22 protein-coding genes are annotated in these 17,117 nt (G+C 61.1%); 2 read left to right on the forward strand and 20 right to left on the reverse strand.

The features are described 5' to 3' along the window. Nucleotides 1–86: 86 nt before the first annotated feature. The 8 genes from AWB82_RS08820 to AWB82_RS08850 all read right to left on the reverse strand — a co-directional run bounded on the left by AWB82_RS08820 (nt 87) and on the right by AWB82_RS08850 (nt 4,735). The gene (locus AWB82_RS08820; protein WP_086966754.1) at nt 87–1,604 is read right to left on the reverse strand and encodes a hypothetical protein; all 1,518 of its coding nucleotides are present in this window, start codon (nt 1,602–1,604) and stop codon (nt 87–89) included. Nucleotides 1,605–1,704: 100 nt separating this feature from the next. Further along, a complete protein-coding gene (locus tag AWB82_RS08825; protein ID WP_086966755.1) occupies nt 1,705–2,163 on the reverse strand; it encodes a hypothetical protein in 459 nt (152 codons plus the stop codon). Nucleotides 2,164–2,391: 228 nt separating this feature from the next. Further along, nucleotides 2,392–2,856: a hypothetical protein gene (locus AWB82_RS08830; protein ID WP_061120678.1), complete on the reverse strand. Its 465-nt coding sequence runs from the start codon at nt 2,854–2,856 to the stop codon at nt 2,392–2,394. Next, nucleotides 2,853–3,251, reverse strand: coding sequence for a hypothetical protein (locus AWB82_RS08835; protein ID WP_061120716.1), 399 nt, complete (start codon nt 3,249–3,251; stop codon nt 2,853–2,855). The genes AWB82_RS08830 and AWB82_RS08835 overlap by 4 nt, the downstream gene beginning before the upstream one ends. A 105-nt stretch (nt 3,252–3,356) precedes the next feature. Further along, nucleotides 3,357–3,641 carry a hypothetical protein gene (locus AWB82_RS08840; RefSeq protein WP_086966756.1) on the reverse strand — a complete coding sequence of 95 codons (285 nt, stop codon included), beginning with the start codon at nt 3,639–3,641 and terminating at the stop codon, nt 3,357–3,359. Between the two features lie 37 nt (nt 3,642–3,678). Further along, on the reverse strand, nt 3,679–4,140 hold the full coding sequence (locus AWB82_RS08845) for an outer membrane lipoprotein (protein WP_061120680.1): 462 nt from the start codon (nt 4,138–4,140) through the stop codon (nt 3,679–3,681). A gap of 98 nt (nt 4,141–4,238) precedes the next feature. Continuing rightward, nucleotides 4,239–4,373 (reverse strand): hypothetical protein, encoded by a 135-nt coding sequence (locus AWB82_RS38815; RefSeq protein WP_268811020.1) that lies wholly within the window; start codon nt 4,371–4,373, stop codon nt 4,239–4,241. Between the two features lie 116 nt (nt 4,374–4,489). After that, complete coding sequence (locus AWB82_RS08850) at nt 4,490–4,735, reverse strand: hypothetical protein (RefSeq protein ID WP_086966757.1); 246 nt, start codon at nt 4,733–4,735, stop codon at nt 4,490–4,492. A 950-nt stretch (nt 4,736–5,685) separates the two neighbouring features. On the opposite strand from AWB82_RS08850, the gene AWB82_RS08855 reads away from it, so the two are divergent. After that, a complete protein-coding gene (locus tag AWB82_RS08855) occupies nt 5,686–6,891 on the forward strand; it encodes an adenine nucleotide alpha hydrolase family protein (protein WP_086966758.1) in 1,206 nt (401 codons plus the stop codon). Between the two features lie 56 nt (nt 6,892–6,947). Here the strand turns inward: AWB82_RS08855 and AWB82_RS08860 are convergent, their stop codons facing one another. From AWB82_RS08860 to AWB82_RS08910, 12 genes are all read right to left on the reverse strand, one after another. Next, the gene (locus AWB82_RS08860) at nt 6,948–8,030 is read right to left on the reverse strand and encodes a hypothetical protein (protein WP_086966759.1); all 1,083 of its coding nucleotides are present in this window, start codon (nt 8,028–8,030) and stop codon (nt 6,948–6,950) included. 92 nt (nt 8,031–8,122) lie between these two features. Beyond that, the gene (locus AWB82_RS08865) at nt 8,123–8,602 is read right to left on the reverse strand and encodes a hypothetical protein (protein ID WP_086966760.1); all 480 of its coding nucleotides are present in this window, start codon (nt 8,600–8,602) and stop codon (nt 8,123–8,125) included. 94 nt (nt 8,603–8,696) lie between these two features. After that, a complete protein-coding gene (locus tag AWB82_RS08870; RefSeq protein ID WP_086966761.1) occupies nt 8,697–9,530 on the reverse strand; it encodes a PRTRC system ThiF family protein in 834 nt (277 codons plus the stop codon). Then, the gene (locus AWB82_RS08875; protein ID WP_086966762.1) at nt 9,527–10,183 is read right to left on the reverse strand and encodes a PRTRC system protein A; all 657 of its coding nucleotides are present in this window, start codon (nt 10,181–10,183) and stop codon (nt 9,527–9,529) included. The genes AWB82_RS08870 and AWB82_RS08875 overlap by 4 nt, the downstream gene beginning before the upstream one ends. Continuing rightward, on the reverse strand, nt 10,183–10,911 hold the full coding sequence (locus tag AWB82_RS08880; RefSeq protein WP_086966763.1) for a PRTRC system protein B: 729 nt from the start codon (nt 10,909–10,911) through the stop codon (nt 10,183–10,185). Before AWB82_RS08880 ends, AWB82_RS08875 begins: the two co-directional genes overlap by 1 nt. 13 nt (nt 10,912–10,924) lie before the next feature. Further along, nucleotides 10,925–11,914 carry a PRTRC system protein F gene (locus tag AWB82_RS08885; RefSeq protein WP_235023234.1) on the reverse strand — a complete coding sequence of 330 codons (990 nt, stop codon included), beginning with the start codon at nt 11,912–11,914 and terminating at the stop codon, nt 10,925–10,927. Between the two features lie 41 nt (nt 11,915–11,955). Next, nucleotides 11,956–12,171, reverse strand: a complete 216-nt coding sequence (locus tag AWB82_RS38240) for a hypothetical protein (RefSeq protein ID WP_235023235.1) — start codon at nt 12,169–12,171, stop codon at nt 11,956–11,958. Then, nucleotides 12,164–12,400, reverse strand: a complete 237-nt coding sequence (locus AWB82_RS08890; protein WP_086966765.1) for a PRTRC system protein C — start codon at nt 12,398–12,400, stop codon at nt 12,164–12,166. Before AWB82_RS08890 ends, AWB82_RS38240 begins: the two co-directional genes overlap by 8 nt. A gap of 9 nt (nt 12,401–12,409) precedes the next feature. Next, nucleotides 12,410–12,889 (reverse strand): PRTRC system protein E, encoded by a 480-nt coding sequence (locus AWB82_RS08895; RefSeq protein WP_086966766.1) that lies wholly within the window; start codon nt 12,887–12,889, stop codon nt 12,410–12,412. A gap of 88 nt (nt 12,890–12,977) precedes the next feature. Further along, nucleotides 12,978–14,654, reverse strand: a complete 1,677-nt coding sequence (locus AWB82_RS08900) for a PRTRC system ParB family protein (RefSeq protein WP_086966767.1) — start codon at nt 14,652–14,654, stop codon at nt 12,978–12,980. Nucleotides 14,655–14,832: 178 nt separating this feature from the next. Continuing rightward, on the reverse strand, nt 14,833–15,531 hold the full coding sequence (locus AWB82_RS08905) for a DUF7673 family protein (RefSeq protein WP_200818070.1): 699 nt from the start codon (nt 15,529–15,531) through the stop codon (nt 14,833–14,835). Between the two features lie 455 nt (nt 15,532–15,986). Continuing rightward, a complete protein-coding gene (locus tag AWB82_RS08910; protein WP_086966768.1) occupies nt 15,987–16,313 on the reverse strand; it encodes a hypothetical protein in 327 nt (108 codons plus the stop codon). A gap of 456 nt (nt 16,314–16,769) precedes the next feature. On the opposite strand from AWB82_RS08910, the gene AWB82_RS08915 reads away from it, so the two are divergent. Beyond that, nucleotides 16,770–17,117: a nucleotidyltransferase family protein gene (locus AWB82_RS08915; RefSeq protein ID WP_086966769.1), complete on the forward strand. Its 348-nt coding sequence runs from the start codon at nt 16,770–16,772 to the stop codon at nt 17,115–17,117.

A 17,117-nucleotide genomic window follows, 5' to 3' on the forward strand; every position in this document is an offset into this window, starting at 1 on the left:
TCACTATTTCGCATCGTCTTAAGCTTTGGCGCTGGCGCAACCGACGAAAAAAAACCCGGCACGTAGCCGGGTTCGTCGAAGGTGAATTAGCTCGCGCGCTGTTCGAGCGCCACGCGTGCGTAGGCGAGCGTACCGTCGTTTGCACGAAGCGATACCTGCAACTGCCGCACAGGATCTGCGAGCGCGTAGCGCACGCTCGTCCCCTGCCGCAGGCTGACGATCTGCGAGAAGCCGTCGGCGATCGTGCGATCTACCCACTCCGCACCGGTCAGCACCGCGCCGTCTTCCGCACGAACGCGCGACATCTCAGCCGCTTCGCGAGCGCGAGCGACCTCGCGGGCGACGCGCCTCGCCTCACGTTGGGAAACCGACGACGCCTCCCACTCTGCTTGCTGCGCGGCGTCCATACCTGCCAGTTGAAAAATGCCCCGGCGCCGAGCCGCGGCGCGAACGCCGATGAGCTTGATCCCGAACACCTCGCGCACCGCTTGCTTGCTCGCGCGGTTCGCATCGTCGGGCCGGTCCAGGATACTGAGGAGATAGGACATGTCGGCCGTCTGCACTGCCTTCGCAAACTCGTTGGCGAAAGTATGCGTGTGCCTGCCGTGATCGAGAATGGCCAGTTGCGAGTCCAGTTGGAAGCGGCGGGCGCTGATGCTGCCCGACTTCCGCGCCTTCTCGAGTTCCGCTAGCCGGTTATCACGCGCGCTGTCGGCGAGCGTGCGCCGCAGTACCTCCGCAAACTGGCAGGTCGGTAGGCCGACATCGACGGGCTTCTGGTACGCCTCAGGCAAAGGATGCGCTTCGAGAATGCCCTTCGCGTACAGCAGGTCGTCGACTTCGACCGTCGTTGGCGAGTTCGGCACGAGACCCATCAGCATCGAGAGCAGCGCGGCATTGTCAGAGGTGATCGCCTGCTTCGAATGGCGCATCACCGTTGCGAGCGGCACGAGCTTCGCAAGCGGCAACGCACCACGCAACTCCGGCACCGCGAGAAGCGGCTTGGCCCATTGCAAGTCGGAATCGAACTTCGACAACGAAACGTAGTCATCGATCACCGCCTGCGGAACGGGCTTGCCCGCCGCGAGCGCGTAGGCCACATGAACCTCGTGCCGACCGTTGCTCTGTCGATTGTCCAGCACTGGGCCGGCGTAGCGAAAGCCGAACCGACGCTCGGACTCGTCCTGCAGCAGCTCGAACAGGTCCAGCCCGCGACGGCCGCTCTTAGCTGCCTCTTCGTTGGCTTGCGCAATCTGATCCGAGGAGAACAAATACAGCGGCTCCCGTGCCAGATCAAAAGCCAGATAGAGCAGTTGCCAGTGCTCGCGCCGGATTTGCCACGGCTCGAGCGCGGCGAACGACGGTCTGAAGTAAGCCGCGTCGATCTCGTCGATGAGCGACAGGAAGAGGCTTGTCGCCGTTCCGGGCCGACGAACGGTCAGCTTGCCGTTGTAGCGGGTAACGGTTACAGGATAGGCGAAGAACGTGAGCGCGATCTCTGCCGCGTCGACTGCTGCGACGCTCGCGTCGTCTCGCAGGAAACGGAGTACTTCGAGCATCGTAGGGAACGAGTGGGCGGAGCCCGAGAAGGAAAGCTGGTACATGTCGATTGCCTCAGAGAAAATGCGGGCAATCGCACCCTGTCGGGTCGATGCCCGGCAAGGGTTAAGTGCGCCGAATGGCGCTGGATGAGTTGAGAAGCTATTAGGCCGCGTCGATTAGTCGGGCGATCAGACGCGCGAGCGACCACGCGTGGTCAATCGAAAACACCTTCGCGCGGAGCAACGGCATGATCGCGTAGGTGCGGTCGAGCGAGTAGCTAAGCTGCGGGCGGCTGACGAAGTCCACATGGACGATCCAGCCTTCGGAGTTGCCGATGCACACCGACACGGAAATGCGGTCATATGCCGCCGGTTCAGGCCACGGTCTGCTGTGGCGTGCTCCGTACATGGCTTCGTTGGCGTCGTCCTGCAAGTTCGCGTGACAAAGCCACTCCGGTTCGAGCTCCGTTCCACGCACGAAGCGGCACAGGTCCTGGAAGACCTGATCGACCGTTTTGCCGTCGGTGTCCAGCCGGGCGACTGACTTGATATCGACTACGCCATCGGCGCTGATACCGTTGGTGACAGCGTCCGACAGCACATCGGCGGTTGCTTGAGACATAACCAGCTCCTGAAATGAAAAACGCGCCCGAGGGCGCGCTAGAAAAAGAAAAGTCGAAAAAAAACCGCACCCAAGGGTGCGGTTCTGTCTGTGGACTCAGCTTACGCTGTGTCGAATCATTTGCCCCAATCGCGCTCGCGATCGGCTTTGCGACCGTTATTCGCGGTCCACATGAAGAAAGCCGCGATGGACACGCCAAGCACTACCGTAAAAATTGTTGCGCCCACGTCATTCTCCTTTCATCACGTAATGGCCTGCGTACCACAATACTACTCCAAGGGCAGCCAGTGCGCTCGTACCTGCAATCGTCAGCGGATCCCAAGACGACGCCGAATGCGCGTAGCCGACTGCACCGCCGATCGATGCCGCCGATAGAGTATGTAGATAGCGGCCGTTTTGGTGCCGCTGGTCCCTGGATGGCGTCGCGACTGCGTGCAGCAGCCGGCGGAAGCCAGGACCGGGTTCGGGGGGAATTGATACCAAATACCCGCCGTCGCCCGCCATGTTCACCGGCAAGACATCGCCCTTGTACTCAAGACTGAACGACGGCGAGCACTCCGACTCCTCCATCTTGCCGAGTAGCCCGAGTACGCGCGGCGCAAGATGAACTTGGCCTGTCGCAGGATCGAGAGTGACCCGGTCCACGATCGTGGTGCCGGAGCTGTACTCGATTTTCACCTTGGCCAGTTTCATCGACGACCTCCGCACTTCAGGTCGATGCCACCTGCCAATCGCAGGCCGTCCAGCATCGCTCGATAGCCCGTGGGAGTTTCGAGCTGCGTCAGGGCGACGTGGTTCTCACCACCGCCCGTCAGGTCAGAGCGGCCGCGCCGGGTTCTGAAACTCAGCGCGACACCTGAACCGCCTCGACGCTCGAGCACGTCGACAAACAACGTCTCGGTGCGCAACGACACCCGTACCGCGGCGTTGCCGCGGCGCGTATCGGTGACGATTTCGTGAGCATGCGCCGGAAGACGCAAGTCCTGAGCAACACGTCGCAAAACGCGCGTCGCATGACGTTGCAGAGCCGCTTTCGCGCCAGCATTGGCACTACTGCGGTCCGCATAGAACACTCGGGGAAATTTCATGATTGCCTCATTGCAGACGAGGCAGGTCCCTTGCGGGGAGACTGCCCCGCAAGGGTTGGCGCGGTTTTCACCGCGCATTCAGAAGATGCGTACTGCGATGCCTGGTTAGAGGAATCGCGCCTTGTAAGCGTCGAGCGCTGGTTTCAAGCGTCTGAAGCTCGCGTCGCCGTAACCGTCGCTGATCCGCCCAACCTCGGCGAACATATGCGGCCGTGCGCCCGATGGGCTGAACCCAGGGTGAGACACGATTGCCGTGAACTCGTCGACGTCGCCTGCTTGCGCAGCAACTTCCACGGGAAGCATCCCGTAGAAGTTTTTGCCGTTCACATCGTTGGTCGAAGCGTCCCAGCCGCTGGTCTGGCCGTGGGTGATCAACTGATAGTGGTTCATCGATGGTTCATCCAGTTGGTCGAGGCGTTGCCGCCAGTTAGTGGGTGATCCGGTAGCCGGACCCATTCGAGACGAGAAACACCTGCTGACCAACAGCGAACTGCTGATCGTCGACCTGCGTGACGACCACGGACTGACCGTTGGCGCGACGAAGGAACACTTCGACACCGCTGTGACGAGACATAGCGGCGCTTACGCGCTGAGCCACCAACCCGGAGACGGAGCCGGAAAGCGCGCCGGCAATATAGCGGCCGCTACCGTTGCCGATGACTTGCGAGCCCAGGAAGGCACCTGCTGCTGCACTGACGATCGATGCAATGCCCGACGAGCCAGAATTGCTCTCGATGGTAATCGGGCGCACGCGCAGGATGGTTGCCTGCTCGAACTGGCCGATGCGTTGAACGTCGTAGCGCTGGTAGGTATCCGGCGAGCCGAAGTCCGCCGTGGCGCAGCCAGTCAGAACCGAAAGAAGCATCACGGAACAGAAAAACTTGATCATGGATCACCTCGATTGAATGTGAGGCAATCCATTCCCGAAGGGCTGGTTTGCCCCAAAGGGAAGAGAAACGGGAAATACGCAGCGAAAAGCTACGTAAGTCAGTGGGTGACCGAGGCGATTGCCGTCGAGACGTACACAACGACAACGAGAAACGACAGCATCTTCCAGGCTTCGGCGTCCTGCTTGGCGTACCAGGCGAGGCTGCTGAGAGCGTGTTTGAGCATCGGAAACATGGGCAACTCCTGAAAAGGTAGGAGCCGCCCTTGATGGGAGGCTCCCATCAAGGAAAGGTTTGGACCTGAAGAAACGGCGTCCAGCAAACTGCACTGGACGCGTCATTTACGAAGACCTACGAGGCGGTATGGCTGAGGTGATGCAGTCTGACACGACCGCTTTGCACCAGATGCCGTTCGGCTTGATAGTTGAGCGAAAAGTCCCAATCCACCATTGCCGTGCCGTCGCTCCACACCGAATGAATACGACCGGTGTAAAGCTGCGGCGGACTGCCCTCGACGTCCTGACCGACCACACGCTGATTCGCCATGAAACCGTTCTTGCTGGAAACTTTGACGACAGGTGCGAGATTCCGAGACATAGACAACTCCAAAAAAAGCAATGGGAGCTGTCTCCCGGAGGGATAGGCTCCCAACGAGAAGAAAAAAGGCGACCAACGAGGGTCGCCTAGAAGATTGCCGTCATAGACGGCTGGAGAGAAAATGGTCCTCCAGCACGCTGGAGGGGTAGGTCGATGCGCAAAAGCGCGGGGAATGGAGCCAGTCTACGGAGTCCATCGCGCAGTCCAAGTCGGAAAGCTCAGTAAATCGCTATGCCTTTCGCTCCAATACGGCGACGAACACTTCTCGGGCGGTCGCTTCCCGCGCGACGAATCATCGGGAGCGGGGCCGGCAGCACGAAGCCGGGACGAAAAAAAGCGCCAGCTCCATTTCTGAAGCGGCGCTAAAAAGTCCGTCGCAAATCCGAGGGCCGTCGACGAACCTGAGAGAGACGCCATTCTAGCCATCGATACCGTAGCCGATGCGTAGAAAAGGACGCTAAAAAGCGTCGCTATTCGAAATAGACACGTTCCCAATACGGGAAGCAAAGTGAGAGCATTCCGACAGACGCGTAAGGTGCAAGGAGACGCTGGTAGCTGCGCATTTCCAGGGCGAAGAAAAGGCCACCCAGGGACGCGCCCTGGATGGCCTCAGTTTTTCTTGTTTTTGTATTGTCTGGTCTCTCAGCACCCTTATTAGCGGGTAGGGTCAATATAAACTGACAAATAAAAACCGACTGTTGGATAGATCACTTTTCTGCTTTTCTGTCTCATGCGACCTTTCTCTTTTGCATCGGAGATTAGCAACTAAGCTATTACTGCGTGTCCTCTTGGCTGTGGACGCGCGCTGTCGTAGATCACATCCAGCTAGCCCGCTGTCGTTCGGCGCGACGCGGGCTTTTTTTTCGGCTAGCCAGTCTCGGAGCCCCGCCCAGCTTGACTTTGCGCTGTAGCTGCGAAGATGAATCATCTACCTCGATTCTTCTTCGACCATGCTCCAGACCATCGACCTGTCCTCGCTTCGCACCCGTTCAAGCGCCTACCTTCCGGCGCGTGCCCGCGGCGTCGCACTTACCCCGGAGGTGGCGTCGCTGCTCACAACGGGCGCTGTGGTCGCTATCGGCGTGAGCGGCGGCAAGGACAGCATCGCCTGCGCACTCGCGGTCGCCCGCCACCTTGACGCCATCGGCCACAACGGACCTCGTATCCTTGTTCATTCCGACCTCGGCCGTGTCGAGTGGAAGGACAGTGGTCCCGCCTGTGAGCGGCTTGCCGCTCACCTTGGCTGGGAACTGCTCACGTTGCAACGGAAAGCCGGTGACATGCTCGCCAGATGGGAGAAGCGCTGGTCGAACAACGTCGAGCGCTATCGCGATCTCTCCTGCGTGCGGCTGATCCTGCCGTGGAGCACGCCGTCCATGCGCTTTTGCACCTCGGAATTGAAAGGAAGCCTAATTAATTCTGCGCTGAACAAGCGTTTTCCGACGCACAACATCGTTAGTGTCACCGGTGTGCGCCGTCAGGAAAGCAATGCTCGGAGCAAGATGGCTGTCGCCGCCCCGCACGCTCCCCTGTCGACCAAGGGCCGTACCAGTGTGACGTGGAATGCGATCATCGAATGGACCGTTGACGAAGTCTTCACTGAGATTGCTGCGGCTGGACTGGCGCTGCATGAGGCGTACACGGTCTACGGCGCGTCGCGCGTCTCATGCGCGTACTGCATCATGAGTTCGCTCGACGACCTGCGCGCCGCGGCAAGCTGCGCTGACAACCACGACGTCTATCGAGAAATGGTGCGCCTGGAAGCCGAATCGACGTTCGCCTTCCAAGGGCAACGCTGGCTCGGCGACGTCGCGCCACATCTTCTGCCGCCTGAACTGGCCGCGGACGTGGCGCGTGCGAAGACTGCCGCCATCGAGCGCCAAACCATTGAGGCGGAGATCCCTACGCACCTGCTCTTCTCGTCGGGGTGGCCGACCGCACGCCCGACGCCCGACGAAGCGGAATTGCTCGCAAGCGTGCGCCGCCGCGTCGCCCAGACAGTGGGCATCGAGGTCGGCTACACATGCGCGGCCGACGTTATGCGCCGTTACGACGAACTGCTCGCACAGCGGCAAGGCGCGCCCTCAGTTGAAGACGCAGATGCCACGGCACCCGCAGGCGTGTCAGTCCCGGCGCAAGCGAGCTTCGCGTTTTAAGGGGCGAAAAAAAAGCCACGCCCCGAAACCGGGGCGTGGCGTTGATCACAGCAGCACTAGGCGAGACAAAGCGAGAGCTGAACGTCCGCGGAGAAGAAGGCCGGATCTGGCTGGGCACCCGCACGCGCGACAGGCACCTCCCACTGGAGTTGCGCATCGTCGAACGAACCCAAGCCGTACAACAGCCGGTCCGTGTCTTCGCGGTTGAGCAGGTCGCCGAACGCGAAGCTAAAGACAGCCGGGGCGGATGCGCCCTCCGTCACGATCCCGAGCGTTTGCGCAAGCTCGTCGGCGCGGCGAGCCCGCCACTCCTCGGTGCCTTCCGGCGAACGCGTCACCGTGATGCGCGTCGCCGCAGGCACTTGCGGAGCGTTGCTCAAGGCGTCGCGGAACGCAGGGATTGCCTTCTTGGCGAACCCCGGCGTTTCCATTTCCACCGGATACGCGACTTCAGTGATGAAGGAGCCGACCGCGCTGTATTGCCAGCCAGCGTGACGCCACGGCGCGGCGCCCATTGCAACCAACACATTGTGCTGGTCGATGGAATGACACCGCACCTCGGGCATCCGCTCCATCGCCGTCTTCGTTGTGGGCGGCACCCGCACCTCGATCTGCGCAGTCCCACAGTCGTATTCCTTCAGCACTCGCCAAACGCTGAGCGGCCCGCTTTTCCCGTAGATCGAGAGCAACAGGTCGATGTCCGCGTGCAGAGAAACGCTCAAGCTGCCGCCGACCAACTCATCGATACGAGACTCGAATCCCGCCCGAATCAACGACAGCCGGACGTCGTCCAACTGCGACTCAGGCACCGCCGAGTAGCACGAGGAGCCGACCGACAGATCGACCGCCCGGTCCCGAAGCAGCGTGGGCTTGGCGAGTTCACTTCTCCAACTCGCAATGTAGTTTTCAGGCCGGATCGATCCGCTACGGCTACGGAGCATCCCGCCTTCGCAACTGGTCGCGTGCGAGAAGATGCGGCGCATGACCTGCGCATAGTTGCCCAGCGCCACGGCCGACCAGTGGTCGGTATGCGGATAGACGTTCGACTCGTAGCCACGCTCGAACAACGCGTAGATCCACTCGCCGTCGGATTTTTGCATTGCGCCAGCGCGCTTGCCCGTCAAAATCGAAGAACCCATGTTTTGCTCCATGAATGGGCGGAGCAGCCCCAACGGGCTGCGTACCCGCTGAGGTAAAAGAGAACCGCTCCACGAGGGAGCGGCTAATGCTGTTAGCGCAGACGCGGCATAACCGAGAAGGCCGTCAAGCACTGCATGCAGCACATGACAAGGCCGAGCCAGACGCCGAACGCCGCGCCGAATACGACGCCGTGTGCGCCGCAGGCGAAGCTCGCGCCGATAACCACCGCGACGCCGCGCGCAAGCTGCGACATCAGGAAGCGCTTGACGACCCAGTCGCACGCACGGGCGAAGAGTCCTGGGCGGGCGCGGTCTCGCTGACAGGCGACCTGCCATGCGAGCGAGGCCACCAGAATGCCGAGGACCCCGGCCATGATTCGGCCAACGCCCGATGCGTCGTGCAACAAGTGCTCGTACGCGAACCTGACGGCCATGCCGAGGTAGCCCGCCGGCGGGAGCGAATTTGCGGCCGTTGCGACAACAAAGGCCGCACAGCACCACCAGCGCTCTTGCCACAACGCCGCCGCCACTTTGAGCGGTGCCGAAACTGCGATTTCAATGTCTTCCGACATTCGGATACTCCTGTTGAGGTTGTCGTGCTGTATAAGCACGAGAAAAAAAATGCCGACCCCTTGCGGAGGTCGGCAGTGAATGAACAGCGACTACTTACGCAGCGAGCTTGGCCTTTCGGCTCTTGCTCGCTTTCTTCACAGGCGGCTTCGGAACTTCATATCCGAAGCGGGCCCACGCGGCCGGGTCCAACGGAATCGGATTTGTGCGCCCCGTTGCGAGGTTCACAAACACGCCCGAGAACGGCACCGCGCCGGTTCGAAACATGGTCCAGAGCACGTTGAATGCTTGGACCGCGATGGCCTGATTGATGACCAGCGACTGCTTGCGCAGCGCCTCTGCCATCGAACAGGACGGGGTCTCGTCTTTTGCATCGAGCTTTGCGTCGATCAGTTCCGGAAACAACTCGCCCACATGCGGCAGCCGTTCAGGATGCTTCAGCGCGTAGCTCTTGCCACAGACCTGACCGATGACAACTTGGCCGCGATCCGTGTCGTTGCCGCAGTCGAGGTAGTACGCCCCCGTGTGCTGGGCCGCGCCGACGATTGCAGCTCGAGCGGCACGCGTATCCACGCAGCCGATCACGAGATCGACGTTGTAAAGCGGCTCGCCCGGGCCAAAGCGCCGGGTTTCCGCCCGCCAGTTCGTGCCCATCAGTGCGTTTAGCCGATTGACGATAAGCGAGGCTTTGTACTCGCCCACGTCGTTCGGATAGAAGCCCTGCCGGCCGACGTTGGTTGGGCTGACGGTGTCGTCATCGAACACTGTGCAGTCGATGCCGCCCGGGTGGCCCAGTTCGAGCATCGCGTGGTGCAGCCGTGCCAAGCTCGGGAGCACCGCACTTCCGGTGCCGCCCGCGCCTACAACGACCACATTCCAGCTTCGCTCGAGCATCCGCGAAGGAAGTTGATGTCGGATGGTCCCGTTCATGCAACCTCCTGAGCGCGAGCCGCCGCGTACCAACTGCTCGGCACGCGCTCGACGTTCTCGAAGATGCCTTTGGCACACAGTCGCATTGCCATACTCGGCACCGACGACGCACAGTTGCCAACGACGAGAGCGAACTTCGTCTCGTGCCGGTCATCTTCGTTGTCAGTCGGCGAGAAGTAAGCGGGATGCGCGCCATGCGAATGGCAGTCGATCACACGTAGTTCGCGTGGCAGAAGATCCGGCCGCTCGTACTTCAGCGACCCGGTCCCCTGCGACAGCACCTTTACGGGAGCGAGGCGAAACTGCTTCGTTTCGACGTTCCAGACGATCCAGGCACCGGTTTCCAGCGGATGCGCGGCGCGCGCCATCGCGACGAACTCGCCGATCAACTCGGGCGGCACCGCACCACAACGCAACTCGGTCGATTCGACCACTTTCCCGTAGGGGATCGCGGTCGGGACCGTGTAGTGCGCAATGCGGCGAACAACCGACAGCCACGGCAGATCGATTTCCAGAAAGACACCGTTCTCGCCGATCAGCAGTCGCTCGCCTGCCGCCTGCATTGGCGCGACCGGCTCACGCCGGGGCACCATGACAGTCGGAAATGAGCTTTGCAGCGCGGCATCTGCAGGATTCAAAGCACCAGCATTCATCATCGAACTCCTTGCTTGCCGGCGATCAGCTCAGCGAGGGTAAGGTCCATAGGGACGAGCGCGTCTTTCGGGAACTGTTCGCCGTACTTGCCGTCGAGCATTTCCTTCCAGAATGCGAACTCGCCATTCGGATGCGAAACACGTTTGTTGCCGTGGTTCGGGTGCGTGAAGGCCGACTCAAAGAATCCGCCCTCCCATCCGCCGATCGACTCGATATCGATCCGCTTAGGCACATGCGCCGAGCCGATGCAGATCCGCCCCCAGTCCCAGGTGTTAAAGTAAGGCGGTTCGTGCAGCTTCGATTCAGGCGTTGGCCGGCTGTCTTCATGCAGCGCGAACACGGAGAACCCGCTCGAAGCTGCACGGAACACCAACCCCGGGTGCGGGACGACAGCACTGCGCCGCCCGATCTCATGACAGTCGAAGAAGACTCTTCGCATCGCCGGTCTGCACCACCACATCACCGCGTCTTGCGACACCGCGAGCACCGTCTCAGGCAAAAATTCCGCCTTCGGTGCCGCGTTCTGAGCCAGCTCACGTAGGCAATCAACAAGCGCCATACGGTCGATCGGCCTTCCGGCACCGATCGTCGCCCGGCCACCCTTGCCCTGCGTCACCGGGTGAACGGTGCCGTAGACGGCGCTGCGGTCCTGACGGCCGTACAGCAAGATTGCGCTGATCGCCGTGAGTTCGTCGACGCGGTCGGAGCCAATATCAAGCCCTTTCATACAAAACTCCTCGTTATGCCGCGAGACACGCGATGACGCGGTCCAGTTGGCCAAGAATGGATAAGCCCTGCGACCAGTCCGCGTACTGCTTGCGGATGGCGTCAGGCGTAGAGGCAAGCGGCGTAAAGCCGAGGTAGGTGGTTCCGTCGCCGGCGCTGGCGAGGTACTCGTAGTGCGAATCAAGTACCTCGCCCACGCGGCCGTCGTTCTGCACGGTGAGCGTGGCTGCTGCATACGCGCACCGGGGCCGATACTCGCAACCAAAGAGGTCGCGATTACCCACCCGCTGCAGCATCAGCGAGAGCTTTTCAAGCTCCGCGCAGATGCGACGCGTGCGCCCGGAGGTAAAGCGCTGAAGCCGCCTAAGGGCCGCGACGCCAAGCGCCCGTTGAGGCAGATAGCGTCGGCTCTTTGCGTTCCAGCGGTAGACGTCCATGTCGTCCGGACAAAGCTGCGGACGCACAACGGAAGGGAGGTAATGCTCGATCTCCGCTTCGTCGTCGCCGAACCGGTCCGTCAGCATCTCGCGCGCTTCCTCATCGGTTGCGTTCGAGTCGCCATCCCAGAACCAGGAAGCGAATTCCCCAAGGAACTCGTCCGGCGTCCGAACCCACATCGTGCGTCCGGCTGCACGATTGATCAGCACCATCGCTGTCGACACCAACCGCGGATGAACGTTGCGAAGCTCGGCGGCACGTCTGCCGATCTCGAAGATGCTCTCCTCTGTTATCTCGATGCCGAGATACACGGGCGAGGTGGGATTGAACTCGCTGCTGTCCTCCTGATATTGGACGACGTCCAATACCGCCTGGACGTCGCACAGTACGAAGTCAAAGCCCAGGCAGTCCAACCGCGGCGTATGACGCTTGGCCCACGCAAAGAAGCCGTGGGCAAGCGCGTCACCCGCGCCTTTGAACCCCGGAACATCGCGCGGCCTCAGCACGCCCGAGTTGAACTGGGCGGCGATGAGGCTGGCGACATCCTTTTCGGCGTTCCAACGCATCACTGCGCGCGTTTTGACGTCCGAGCCGATGGCCGGGAGGCTCAGAAAATCATTGGGAGTTCGACGTCCGGCAGCGGGAGCGCGTCGCGGTTGCCAAGGCTCTCCCGAGACAGCGACTTCTGCACCAGACGGGCGAGGATCAAAGAACATTGCTCGATCTCCTTGTCATGAAAAAAAACCGCCCTTCCGGGCGGTTGCTGATGAGAAAGAGCCAAGTCCGGGTCGGACAGGGCTTTGAGGAGGTCGCGCTTACGCATGGACGCTGCACGGGATGACTGCACCCTTCGCACCGGCCGCGCGCACGAACGTGAAGCGCATCACATCGCCTTCCGTCGTCGGCCCGTCGATCGCCGCGGTCGTCAGCTCCGGATACTGCGCGGAGTAGAGATCGCGGACATCGTCGGGCGAGAAGGTCGGCCCCGGATCGGGGAACGTCACGCCGTTGTAGACGAACTCGCGCGTGAGCTTCGCAACTTGGATAGCCATGTCTGCTCCTTAGTCGAAAAGCGATGCGAGGTTGGTCCCGGTGCTAGCCGGTTCCGCCGATGCTTCCACTGCGGACGATGCGTTTGGGGCGGTGCTCTGCCCTTCAGCGTCGTTACCTGCGTCGTCATCATCGTTGTCCGCATCGGTGCTCGATCTGCCGGGCGCCGGCAATGCCGGCTTGCTTCCGCCCTTAGCCAGCGTCCTGGTCGCTTTGGAGACTTGCGTCGTCTTGGCGGCTTCGAGGATGGCGGTGGTCGCAGCAACCTGCTCGGCGAGCGACGCGTGCGCGCCGGTATAGGCTGCGAGCGCGTCGACAAAGCCCGCGTCGAGTTCAGCTGCCATCGCGGTGAGCGCGAGCGGCTGAAGCATGGCGGCGTCTTTTGCCGTGCCTTGCGGCATGACACAGACAACCATCTCGTCGCCCTTCATCTGCAAGGACAACGTGAGCTTCGTGCAGTGACGCAGAAGCGGTTCAATAGCTGCAAACATGGAAAACTCCTGAGAAATATAAAAAGACCGCGCGGAGGCGGTCTATAAAGGGATGTAAATCACGATCGATGCACGGGCGAGCCGCGCGTTAGAACTTGAGCACCTTCGGGATCTTGCCCGCGTAGTCGAAGCCTTGGACCGCCAAAAGCGCGTCGATGACCTCGGACTTGGACTTGCCGAAGACTTTCTTGAAGTTGTCGCCGAGCGCGGCACGAATGCCCAACTCGTCAGCGACCACCATCATTTCCGACTTCGTGATCAACTCCAGAAACTCCTTGCAGAGCTTCCAGTGCTTCGCGAGATCGAGGTGATGGTGCTTACACAGACGCGTGAGGTGCTGGACGTCGAGGCCTTGAATTGCAGCGACCGTCACGCCGGTTACGGCGTGAGCGATTTGCGCGTCGTCGGCAGCGGTCGATGCCGCAGCCGCTTTCGAGACGTCGCCAGCCGCGATCTGCTCTTGCGTGAGCTTTTCCCAGATGCCAGACAGCGTCTTCTGATCGACGCAGCGCATCTGGTCGGACAGTGCGATCGCAACGAGGTATCGCTGAGCCAACGCCGGATCGGCTCCCACCTCGCGGCGCAGGGCTTTTCGCCACAACGCCACGCGATACGATTTGATCCTGTCCGACTCAGCCACCACCGTCGCCGGCGGGTTGCTCGTCGTCGATGCCGCGGACGAACCGGCCGCGCCCTTCGCTGCTGCGGGCGACGCTTTCGCGCCCCCCTTGGCTGCCTCGGGCTTCGGCTGCGTCGCCGCTTTCACCGCCTGCAATTGCGCTGCCACCTTCTTCATGTTGCAGACGGTGTCAAAGCACTGGCCGCGATATACCTTGCCGATCGAGTCAGGCAGGCCGCTCACGGCCGCGCCGTAGTTCTGGCACGCGTGACACGCCTTCGCCTGCTCTTCACCGACGCCCTTCGGACCGTCGACAGCGAGCTGCACGCGCGTGTGGTTGTCGCCAGCACGCACGATGCGCACGACCGGATATTCGTCGCGCAGGCTGGTGGCAGTCGCTTCGAGCATCTTTTCGGTCTTCTCGTTGTAGCAGGTGCGGTTGGTGCAGTTCCCCGTACCGATGGACTCGCCGAACATCTCGCCCTGTGTGGACGAGTTGTGCGGGCATCCGGCGCAGTCGGCCTTGTCGAAGATCGCGGCAGCCAACGAACAAGCGACCTGTTCGATGGTTTTCTTGACCTCAGCGACCGCCTTGCCTTCCTTGATGATCACCGGCAGCAGCTTGTCCTGCGTCTCTTTGGGGAGCGCAGCGAGCAGCTCGGCGTGACCAAGCAAGATCTGTCGCGTGCTCAATGCGTCGAGCACGGGAGTGCTGCAGTTCATCAGCGCGAGACGCTTATCCAGCGTCGCACGCGACCAGCCGAATATGCGCGCGACTTCGTCGCGATCGCCTTTGCACAGCCCGACTTGCTCGGCTGCGGCGATAGCTTCTTCGGCTGGCGACATGTCGGCTCGCTGGATGTTCTCGATGATGGCGAGTTGCTTCGCTTCGATCTCATCGATGTCTCGAACGACGACCGGAATTTCATAGTCTTCGCCGTGCGCCGCGAGTGCCGCCTTGTATCTGCGGCCACCAGCGACGAGGCTGAAGCCGCCGTCAGCAAGCGTGCGCACGATGACAGGCTGAATGACGCCCTTTTCGCGGACAGACGCGGTCAACTCTTCCATCTCCGCCGCGTCGAAATACTTGCGGGGATTGATGCTGACCTGGATGTTCTTGAGAGCGAGTGTAGGTTGCTGTTGCATGGCAGGGCTCCTGAGAGGGGAACCTGCCCCCTTTGGGAGTGGTTCCCAAAGGGTTGAACAACGTGGGCTGACGGGAGTCAGCGCGGGGTCGATGCGTCTATGACGCGGGTGATGGAGTAAAGATAGCGGTTTAGATTGCGAGCACGCCGTGCAAAAGCTCACGAATTCATGCTGTCTTTCAAAGCCAGGCGGGTCGCGGCTCGTTTTCGTCTGCATCGAGCGGCTTTCCGCGCGTCCACGCAAGTCGGTGAACCGAGACGAGATCCGCCGCTAGCCGCTCCGAATCGGCCGCAGACAGCGCGAGGCTGATCGAGCGAATCTCGTCGACGCCGACTGGCACCTTTACGACCAAAGTCACGTCACGATAACCCGGCGCATCGAGCTTGTTTTCGTACTGGCAGGAATGCACGACGTCATCGTCCGGCAGCGGCGTGTGCGCCGGTTCGTCAGCCAGCCCCCATCGTCTGATCATCGCCAGCCAGCGGGCTTCCCCATTGGGAAAGTAGCGATGCACTTCCGTCGCGTGCCGACCGTCCAGCCGCAGCACCTGCATGCAGTGCTCCAACAAATCCTCGTCGAGCCGTCGAAAGTCCGTGAGGCTAAATGGGAAGTCGTCGCCGTTGTAGAGGCCTGCGAGGAACTGAGCAGCGACCCGCGCCTGTCCAGAGCTGCCCTCGGCCACGTCAAGGAGATAGGCGAGCGAGTCCAGGCTCGCGTCGCGGTCCTGAGCGCGTATCTCGGCCGCTCGCTGCGCGGGGGTCGTCCCGCCCGCCGCTTTTGCGAGAAAGTCGTGAACGGTCTCTTGGAGTGCTTCGGCTAAATGCGTTGGGATGGTGAAGGCGATGGATCGGCTGCTGGGTGTCGGCGAATTACTCATTGCATTGTCGTGGCGTGACGGGCGCTCGAGGCGGCGCCTGTTCGCATGATGCCATGAGTGAAAAAGTGCGCCGGCACAACGCCGGCACCCAAGACGATCGGCGCATAACCCGGGGGGGGACGCCTAACCGCGAACGGAGCCTATTGGCATTAAGGGCCAAATGATGCGGCGAAACGAACACTCGCACACGCAATGGCGCAAACACCCCGGGGCGTGGCCGAACGGTCATCAATTCTCGGGTAAAGGGCCGGAAAAAAGGTTCATCGCAATCCGGGGGACCGTTCGCGATAGGCTTTCCCCGGCCAGTTTCTGCCGCTCATCTGTGTCGTGGGGCGGTCACTCGAGCGGCCGGTGTATTTCGAAAGCCGCCTGATAGTCAACAGCGCTACCCGCTTTCCTTCCAACCTCGGCAGTATGGTCCGCCAGACTTCCCTCTCGCAGCGCAGTAATACCCGTCACGCGCGATCGATGATCAATTCTTTCAGACGCGACACAACAGCCGAAACTGAATCGGCATCCAGGGCGTTGGTCTGAGGATGTGCCTTCTCAGATATAAGATCGAGTATCGCGCCTATAGCTGCGGTGGTGGAATTGCTCGTTAAAAGTCTGCTGTCTTCCAATCGTTCGGCTCGTTTCTCGAGCTCATGCACGGCCAACGCCAGGGAGATGAGCGGGCTCATTAGGTCGCGCACATGCGGTTGAAGCGACATATGTCGCAAGACATCGGCCACTGCACGACCCGAGGTTGCAGTGATGCCATCGAACGGTGTTTTGGTGGTCATATTCGTTGTTCCTTGACGAAAGTAGTTATTTTGAGCCAAGAAGTGAATCGCGGTTGGTGGCCCGAGGACGAGAAGAAGCATAAACCAGGAACAGCGAGCTCGGCGCCTAGGTGGTTCCGTCCAGCCTCGGCTGCTGGCCGTCGAGGAAGCCCAGTCACTCGGGCGACCGGTCAGTTAAGGCAAGAGACATTCGGACGGCGAGGACTACGGGTCGGACATGGGTCAAGTCAGGCAGCTCCGCCACGATCATCTCGGGCTCACAGCTTGAATGTGTTCTTCGGCAACCGGCCATGAACGGTCGGTCGACAGTGGCGCTCGAAAGCAGCCGGTCGACTGCGCGTTGGACGCTCGATCCGTGCAAGCTTTGGCCGTTGTGGCGGTACGGACAATTTCCTAGTGCCAAACGCGCAATGATTTACAGTAATAGACGGTCAATCCGTGCCATGGTGAACCACGATGATCGATGATGGCCTTTTCGACGCCATTAAACGACTGCGCGAATGGGCGCAAGCGCGTCCGCATGTGCGACGGCTATGGGTTTATGGCAGCCGACTCAAGGGCGTCCAGCGGACCGACAGTGATATCGATATTGCTATGGAAATCGATCCGGTCGGCAACGATGAGACCGCACGAGATTCGTGGGGCTGTCATCGCACTGAATGGGAGACTGAGATGACAGCGCTCGTTCCATATGAGGTGCACCTCCAAGATTACGATCTCACAAACCCAACGTCGCGCGTCGTTACATATATCGGCTGCTGCGCTGCGTTGGTGTATCAGCGCGATGATGTGGCGGGAGGATGA

Origin of the sequence: Caballeronia glebae, assembly GCF_001545035.1 — a bacterium.
Classification (GTDB): Bacteria; Pseudomonadota; Gammaproteobacteria; order Burkholderiales; family Burkholderiaceae; genus Caballeronia; species Caballeronia glebae.